Consider the following 7,910-nt stretch of genomic DNA (forward strand, 5'->3'; position numbering starts at 1 on the left):
CAAAATGGGCAGCCTAATTCTGGTTAGTAACAACTCTTCAATTCTTCAACTACAAATTAGACTTAACTCTACAGAGTTAAACCTATTATGAATTACGCATTTGTAGGCTTAAGCCTACGGCAAATTACGAACTACAAATTATTCTCGGCTATTGTGCTGTGTAACCACCATCAATGACTAGTTCTGCACCTGTCACAAATTTAGACTCGTCAGAAGCTAGATAAAGAATACCATAGGCAATATCATCTGAATCGCCCATATGTCCTATCGGATGCAAACTATCTAACTTTTGTCGTGCAGTCTCAACATCACCTTGCTGTTTGAGAAAAGTTTCTACCATTGGTGTCCAAATAAAACCAGGATGCACTGAATTGACACGAATATGATTTTTGGCATATAACAAGGCATCGGTTTTACTCATTAACCGCACTGCACCTTTTGATGCATGATATGGTGGACTATCTGCCGCACCAACCAGTCCATAAATTGAAGAAAAATTGATAATACTGCCGCCGCCAGCATTTATCATTGCTGGAATTGCATATTTGGTACAGAAAAAAACACCATTGACGTTAACTGCCATTAAAGAATTCCATTCTTTTTCTGTAATCTCATGAGTAGGTTTGTTAACTCCAGAAATTCCAGCATTATTTACTAAAACATCAATTTTTCCCCACTTCTGGAGAACTTCTGTGAAGACTTTTTCGACTTGTGTTTCTTGAGAAACATCTAAATGCCAGTATGCTGCTTTGCCACCCTTGTTTTTAATGTCTTCTACAAGCGTTTTACCTTCGGCGTTCAAAATATCTGTTACTGCAACTTTAGCGCCTTCTTTTGCTAATAAAACGCAGGTGGCTTTACCGATACCTGCTGCACCACCTGTGACAATAACGACTTTGTCTTTGACTCGATTCATGATAGATGCTCCTATGGTGTTGGATTATCTGGAAATAAAGAATATGATGAACTTGTTCGACTTGTTGTAAAATCTTTTTTTTGAAACGAACCACATTGGCGCAGCCTTCCCATACAGTAGGCACGAAGAACGCAAAAGGAAGAGATATAATAGATTGCTGTATCACTTCATAACTAGTATTTCAAGAAATCAGATTTAGTTTTGGTTTTGAATCTGTTGTGGAAATTTAGAGAATTGGTGATGTAGTCATTTGATATGACGGCACTTCCTTTGATATTCCTAAAAACTCAACTTGTTCAAGTGTGCCGTGGAAAGATTCATAATATTGGTCTGTACCAAACCAATAACCTAGAATGACTTGTGAAGGAATGGTATAACCACCGAAGTTGTGTTCTGCTGGAAATTCACCACCCATAGGAATGTAAGTCCAATCAATATCTTTTGCAAGATCGCTCCAACGTGGGAAAGAAAGTTTTATGGGCTTACCGTTAGTATCAATTGTTAAAGTTAGCGTCACTGGTTCGCCGTTAGCTTTTAAACTTGCTTGAATTGTGTTTTCGTCAATTGCTTGCCAAGTTACACCATTTTGGGGAAGTAAGACTGAAGGTAGCCAGATATATTCTGCTACTAATCGCCCCATGCTAGAGCGAGTGATGTTAGGATTATGCGCATTGATCAGGGGTAAAAGTCCCCAGAGTGCAAATTGCACTCTGGCTATACCATTAGCATAGGAATCAGCTCCTTTAAATTGCAACAAACCATGACCAATTGTTGCTTGCCAAACAAAGCCTTTCACTGAAATAATTTCTTCGGCTTGCATTGGTAGCCAAGGTTGATCTTGCCCCATTCTCAAGCTACCACTCATTTTGAGACGTACGGAAGTTGCAAGGGGTGTTCCTGGAGTTATAGCGTGTAAAAAGTAGCGCTGTACGGGTGCAGGTAAGGTTGCAATCATTTCTTGGGTAAAATACTTACCTTCTGGTTGAGTTTCTAGCGATTGCCAAATTTGGTTTAGCTGTTGTTTTTGTCTGAGTTGCAAAGTCGCAACAACAAATGCGATCGCTCCTAAGGCACCGATACTCAAATAAACTGTAGTTAACATCTCTCTTGCCTCTTTGATGGTTTGAGTTCCTAAAAGTTCTTGTCACCATCTCTGCGTACATACTAAGTTAGGAAAATATCATGAGGAATTTGTGAGGCGAAGGTACAAACTACTATGAAAATCTATCTATTGATGAGTTCTCGCATTCTTGAATTTGCGTTACGGTCACAAGTAAAGACTTTTGCTGCTGTAGCTTTATGGATACCAACGCACAATCCCAACCGCCTTTTAATGAAACTAATGAGGATACACCGGAAATTGGTGGTGGGTTACCTGTAATTGAGTATTGGGCAAAGCATACGCTATCACCGGAAGGTTCAAAGCTGTGGAAAACGCTGTTTCATCATAGTGCTTGTTTATCCTGTTCTTGGGGTACAGGTGGGCAAAAGGGTGGATTTACGAACGAAGTCGGTGAAAAGTTGCAACGTTGTATGAAAAGTGTTGAAGCAATTTCAGCCGAAATTCAGCCTCCGGTTCCCAAACATTTTTTTGAAACGCATTCAATCGCCGCGCTGCAACAATTATCTTCGCTAGAAGCCGATCGCTTGGGAAGACTGAGTTTTCCGGTGATTTTGCGCGCGGGAAGTTCGCACTACGATCGCATTTCTTGGGATGAGATATATGCGATCGCTACCACCGCTTTTCAGAAACCACCCGAACGCGTTGCGTCTTATAGTTCGGGGCGTGGTTCTAATGAAGCGGCGTTTTTACTACAACTGATGCTGCGAACGCTCGGTTCTAATAATCTCGCAGATTGTTCAGATTTGTGTCATGCACCTTCCACAACCGCACTCAAAGCGATGTTTGGCACAAACACCTCAATTGTCAGCCTAGAAAGCTTGAAACAAGCAGATTGTGTAGTATTGGCAGGCGCAAATTCTGCATATAATCATCCTCGTTTGATGAATGAGTTGATTAAAATACGCGATCGCGGTGGTAAAGTCATTGTCATTAATCCGGTGATGGAAATCGGGTTAGTGAAATTTGGTTCGCCTGCATTTCCTGTCAAATCTTTGATTCCTGGTTCGGAAATTGCTTCGCTGTATCTTCAGCCGATTCCTGGTAGTGATGTCGCATTGTTTGTTGGTATCCAAAAAGCGTTAATTGAAAAAGGATACATCGATCAGGCGTTTCTCCAAGCACACGCTGAAGGATGGGAAGCTGTCATAGAAGACGCGCGATCGCTTTCTTGGGAAACTATCACCGCCACTTGTGGTGTCTCGCAATCAGAAATTGAAACAGCCGCAACAATCATTGGCACATCAAAGAATGCTGTCTTTGGTTGGGCAATGGGAATTACGCAACATACCAACGGCGTTGATAATGTTTATAGCATTGCAAACACGGCATTAATTAGCGGTCAAATTGGCAAAATGGGAGCCGGAGTGATGCCTGTACGCGGACATTCTAACGTGCAGGGCTTTGGTTCTATGGGTGTGACAGTCAAACTCAAAGAAGAAATTAAGCAGGCTTTAGAACAGCTTTTAGGGCGATCGCTCAACTTACCACAAGGCTATCATACCCGCGATCTCATCGAAGCCGCTGACGCAGGTAAGGTAGACACGCTGATTTGTGTTGGTGGTAATCTTTATGGTGCAAATCCTGACTCGACACAAGCAAAACGCGCGTTAGGCAATATCGACACCATAATTTATCTTGCTACTAAACCAAACATCGGACACTTTCACGGACTCGCAAAAACAAATACAATCATTATTCCTGTCCTCAATCGTTTTGAAAATCCGCACAAAACAACAGTTGAATCAGGTAACAACTTTGTGCGACTCAACGACGAAGGTAAAACGCATTTAAAAAATGCCGATCTAATTTCAGAAGTAGAGTTTTTAACCGAACTTGCACATCGATTACTCAGTGACTATCCTGTCGAGTGGCGTAAGATGCAAGATACGCGCTATGTACGGCAACTCATTGCTAGAACTATCCCAGGATACGAAAAAATTGCAACTATCGATGACACCAAGGAAGAATTTACTATTTCTGGGCGGATTGTTACCGAACCCCGCTTCAAAACTCCCTCAGGAAAGGCAAAAATGTTCGCAACACCACTGCCTAAACTTATCCTACCCGCACCCCAAGATTTTGGAGTTGAATCTGATAACTGTCTCGTTCTCGCATTGATGACAGGGCGCAGCTATTCACAACACAACACCGTTGTTTACAAAATTGGCGATCGCTATCGCGGAATGCCTCATCGCCACTGCATTCTGATGAACCGCATCGATGCTGAGAAAATAAATTTGGCACAAGGCGATCACGTTACGGTACAAGGTGACGCAGGTAGGTTAGACAACATAGAAGTCATTTACGGCGCAGTGCGAGAGGGCGCGGCGTTGATGTTTTATCCTGAAGTGAATGTTATCTTCAAGGCAAAAACCGAGGCGCGATCCGGTACACCTGCTTACAAGCGAGTGCCAGTGGTTGTTTATCCTAATTAGGATCTAACTAAGTAATACTGCTTACATACTTCGGCTACCTTGTCAACCCCTACTCATCCGAACGATAGATGTCCGATGCTACAGGAAAAAATACACTATAACCAGTGGCATCTATAGTTTTGTGGTTATCTAACGCAAGATGAATAAACTTTTGAATAATAGACTTTACTTGTGGGTAGGTGTTATTTCCTTTCTCGTGCTGTACTGGGTTGCAGCTAATGTATTTTTGTAAATAATTAAGCGGTGAAAATCGTACCTACACAAACGAAACCTATCACCTGTTGTACCATCCCAGTAGTTGGATATGCAATCGTAGCGAAAACCATCGACGTGATATGTTTCCAGCAAGTGATAATTAACTGTATAGAAAAAATCTTGGGTAAACTGACGATTAAAATCAGTACTTTCGCCGAAATAGTCTTTAACAAAGTTCCCATAAATGGATTTTCACGATAACCTAGCTGGCGATAAACGTAACTGTAAGGAAAGCTGTCACTAGTATGACCATAAACTGCGTCTAAAATTACCGCAATCTTTAATCTTTCTTTGATGTGCAGCATCGATGAATCGTTGTAAATCTTTGCGATTACCAAATCTTTCATCGACTCCAAAGTAACCAATCGGTAAAAATCCCCAATCAACTGTCATACCGACATGAGAAACTGGCATGACTTCGATACAATTAATACCTAAATTGGCTAGATAATCAAGCTGTGCGATCGCACCATCAATATCACCGCCAAACTCGGTAATCATGAGTTCATACAGAATCAAATCATGCAAGGCTGGAGTTTTCCACTCATTTTCTTCTATACTCCATTCGTAAGGTTGATATCCTAGTGTAAATGCAGAAAGTTTACCAACGCCAAATTCTCTAGCGAAAGGATCAATAATCCAGTCGATTTCTATGCGATCGCGATGTCTTAAGCAGTAGCGATAAACATATTTATCTTCGCTTCCCCACGTTAATTTCGGATGTTTTCTTTGTATAAACGCCTCGCTTTTAATATCGACTTTAACCGACCAATAATCACCGTGTTCTGCATCAACTGAATGTGTTAATTCAAACTCATGCGGAGGAATATCTTGGAGAAACTGATCTTTCTCGTGAATAATTTTTAACCACAGTTGATATACGTCACTCGCAGATACCCAAGGAAGAAACAACCCAAATTCGACAACGCCATCAGCAAGTTCTCTAGCGCCTAGCTTATCTACCAAATCTCTATGCAGTTTTTCGGAAGATCCTTCAAAAATAAGCAACTTCATTCAAGACTTTAAATTATGTTTGTCTACACAAATTTAATATTTGTAAGTAGGTTTAACCGAAAAATAGCTTATCCATTGAAACCGTAACTACAAAAACACAGCTTATCTTTACAAGTTTTCATAAGCCTTATCTTAGTTGGAAGCATGTCACCTTTGCACTAAGTAGAAATGCTTAAGGAGGGCTGGAAAAGTTAGGCTATATCGGCGAAAATCGAAGCAATCTACTCCCCAGACAAAGCCATAAAACCTGAACAACAGCAAGCCCTCAAATGATATTCTGTAAGAGTGAAGCATTTATAGCAATGTTACCCGTAAGTGCTATTATTCTTACAGGTCTAGCTAAACAATATTCTTTTTTTCTCAACCAAACTACATCAAAGTTTTAAAAATTCAATGTTCTTCAAAAATTTTTTTTTACTCTTTCGCTGTTTTCGCAGGTATTTTTTCTGTTCTTTTACTTGTTTCATTACTTCCCAGAAGATGGGAAACTTTTTCTCAAGAAGAAGATGTAACAATTTGTGTCAATCAAGTTGGTATTCATACTAATATCATTATACCTGTACAGAATAATATTTATAATTGGCAACATTTTTTAAATCTTAAAGAAATTGGTAAACAGCCTTCAGGAAATTATCAATACCTCGGTTTTGGTTGGGGCGATCGCGACTTTTATCCTACAAATCCTAGTCAAATTCAGGAAATCGTTTCCCTTGGGATACAAGCTCTATTCTTCTCCCGTGGGTCACTTATGCGAGTAGAAGGGTATCCAGAAATACCCCAAAGTCATGATATTCACTGTGTAGGAGTCAATACCTCAAACTATCTAAACACTGTACACTTTATTCAAAACTCTTTTGAATTAACTCCTCAAGGACAAACAATATTATTCGTGCGTAGTGATGAATCAGACGCTAGCTATTATGAGGCAAAAGGTCATTATTCACTTTTAAGAAATAGCAATAATTGGACTGCCGAAGGATTAAGACAAGCAAACATCAACACACCTCTATGGGCTGGAATTCCGCAAGCTGTTATGTTTCATGTAAGCAGAAATCCTAATTAGTTACTATTTTTTATTTATAACAATTCGAATTGTTTAGGCAAATCTCTTATTATTTCTTTCCTTAGTGGTACAGAAAACTCTGTCGTCTATGGTCAATGGTTTGAGAAGGAGAACGTCACCACTTACGAGAACTCAATGCGAGCGTCTTGGACTTGCTGGTAGTGCTTCAAGGCATAGGCTTTGGGAGGGTTTCGCTGGGGCAGTGGGGTGAAAGTAGGCAATCTCAGTCGCTGATAACACTGCCGAGCAATCGCTCAAAGCCCCAGTTGCAGAAAACTCAACCTCCGCTTACTGTGCGAGTCGACTTGAGAAAGGCATCTGTCAAATGTCAAATATCCTGACTGAATCGCGTCAATTATGTTGACCGCTTGAAGCCACGCGAAGAGGACTGTTGCACAGCAGCTGGCTTGCGGAAAGATTCGGCTTGGATTTCCAGAATCACAGCATGATGGACTAAGCGATCTACCGCAGCGACAGTCATAGTAGAGTCAGCAAAAATCTCATCCCAAGAACTGAAAGGGTGATTGGAAGTAATGAGCAAGCTCTTAATTTCATATCGATGAGTAATCAACTCAAACATCACCGAGGTTTCAGATTCGGACTTTTTAACATAGCCAATATCATCAACAATCAACAAATCATACTTATCGAGCTTAAGCAGTGCTAATTGGAGTTGAAGGCGGCACTAATTCGCTCTCCCATACCTCTAATAACGGGTCTGAGCGCGTCCGCCAGTCATGGGGTCGCCCCCTTTGTGGTTGATGTTTACCCTTTTCTATGCGTCTGCCACTACGAATAGATAGCCCCGCTTTTGCTGCACGCAGGAAACGGCGGCAGCCAGCTTCTCTCTCATGTATAGTTGAACCTGAATTGAATTGATTCGTTTCCCAGACACCAGACAGGTTGTTAATTGACATTAATTGACGTTACCTAGTGTCTTTCATTTAGGTGTCTATTGCTTTGGGTAAATCTTTTTCCCTCAACCAGGTGAGCTAGTCAAGTTAATTGTCGTCACTCGGTCTATTTAATTGTCGTTCAACACAAAATAAGGCGTTGCGGAAAGAGTAATGATATTTTTGCCAAAAAAATGGAAGAATGAAATGC

General features: G+C 40.8%; 6 protein-coding genes and 1 pseudogene. 2 read left to right on the plus strand and 5 right to left on the minus strand.

Going from position 1 to position 7,910, the window contains the following annotated elements; genetic code table 11:
• Positions 1 to 148 precede the first annotated feature (148 nt).
• Both NIES1031_RS18905 and NIES1031_RS18910 read right to left on the minus strand, forming a co-directional pair.
• Positions 149 to 916, minus strand: a complete 768-nt coding sequence (locus tag NIES1031_RS18905; protein WP_073551028.1) for an SDR family NAD(P)-dependent oxidoreductase — start codon at positions 914 to 916, stop codon at positions 149 to 151.
• 226 nt (positions 917 to 1,142) lie between these two features.
• A complete protein-coding gene (locus NIES1031_RS18910; protein WP_073551029.1) occupies positions 1,143 to 2,018 on the minus strand; it encodes a DUF6920 family protein in 876 nt (291 codons plus the stop codon).
• 197 nt (positions 2,019 to 2,215) lie between these two features.
• Here NIES1031_RS18910 and NIES1031_RS18915 point away from each other — a divergent pair, with 197 nt between their 5' ends.
• The gene (locus tag NIES1031_RS18915; RefSeq protein WP_073551030.1) at positions 2,216 to 4,474 is read left to right on the plus strand and encodes an FdhF/YdeP family oxidoreductase; all 2,259 of its coding nucleotides are present in this window, start codon (positions 2,216 to 2,218) and stop codon (positions 4,472 to 4,474) included.
• A gap of 236 nt (positions 4,475 to 4,710) precedes the next feature.
• On the opposite strand, the gene NIES1031_RS25120 is transcribed toward NIES1031_RS18915, so the two are convergent.
• Positions 4,711 to 5,034, minus strand: coding sequence for a hypothetical protein (locus tag NIES1031_RS25120; protein WP_218596861.1), 324 nt, complete (start codon positions 5,032 to 5,034; stop codon positions 4,711 to 4,713).
• A complete protein-coding gene (locus NIES1031_RS18920) occupies positions 4,970 to 5,743 on the minus strand; it encodes an alpha-amylase family glycosyl hydrolase (RefSeq protein WP_218596862.1) in 774 nt (257 codons plus the stop codon). Before NIES1031_RS18920 ends, NIES1031_RS25120 begins: the two co-directional genes overlap by 65 nt.
• 514 nt (positions 5,744 to 6,257) lie before the next feature.
• On the opposite strand from NIES1031_RS18920, the gene NIES1031_RS18925 reads away from it, so the two are divergent.
• On the plus strand, positions 6,258 to 6,806 hold the full coding sequence (locus NIES1031_RS18925; RefSeq protein ID WP_269086031.1) for a DUF2459 domain-containing protein: 549 nt from the start codon (positions 6,258 to 6,260) through the stop codon (positions 6,804 to 6,806).
• Between the two features lie 355 nt (positions 6,807 to 7,161).
• Here the strand turns inward: NIES1031_RS18925 and NIES1031_RS18930 are convergent.
• A pseudogene (locus NIES1031_RS18930) lies at positions 7,162 to 7,488 on the minus strand (ATP-binding protein); the annotation flags it as partial.
• Positions 7,489 to 7,910 lie beyond the last annotated feature (422 nt).

Source organism: Chroogloeocystis siderophila 5.2 s.c.1 (assembly GCF_001904655.1).
Classification (GTDB): Bacteria; Cyanobacteriota; Cyanobacteriia; order Cyanobacteriales; family Chroococcidiopsidaceae; genus Chroogloeocystis; species Chroogloeocystis siderophila.

Bases quoted from the DNA above. Each gene is read 5' to 3' on its own strand.
- NIES1031_RS18905 (WP_073551028.1), bottom strand. From the start codon at position 916: ATGAATCGAGTCAAAGACAAAGTCGTTATTGTCACAGGTGGTGCAGCA.
- NIES1031_RS18910 (WP_073551029.1), bottom strand. From the start codon at position 2,018: ATGTTAACTACAGTTTATTTGAGTATCGGTGCCTTAGGAGCGATCGCA.
- NIES1031_RS25120 (WP_218596861.1), bottom strand. From the start codon at position 5,034: ATGCTGCACATCAAAGAAAGATTAAAGATTGCGGTAATTTTAGACGCA.
- NIES1031_RS18920 (WP_218596862.1), bottom strand. From the start codon at position 5,743: ATGAAGTTGCTTATTTTTGAAGGATCTTCCGAAAAACTGCATAGAGAT.
- NIES1031_RS18915 (WP_073551030.1), top strand. From the start codon at position 2,216: ATGGATACCAACGCACAATCCCAACCGCCTTTTAATGAAACTAATGAG.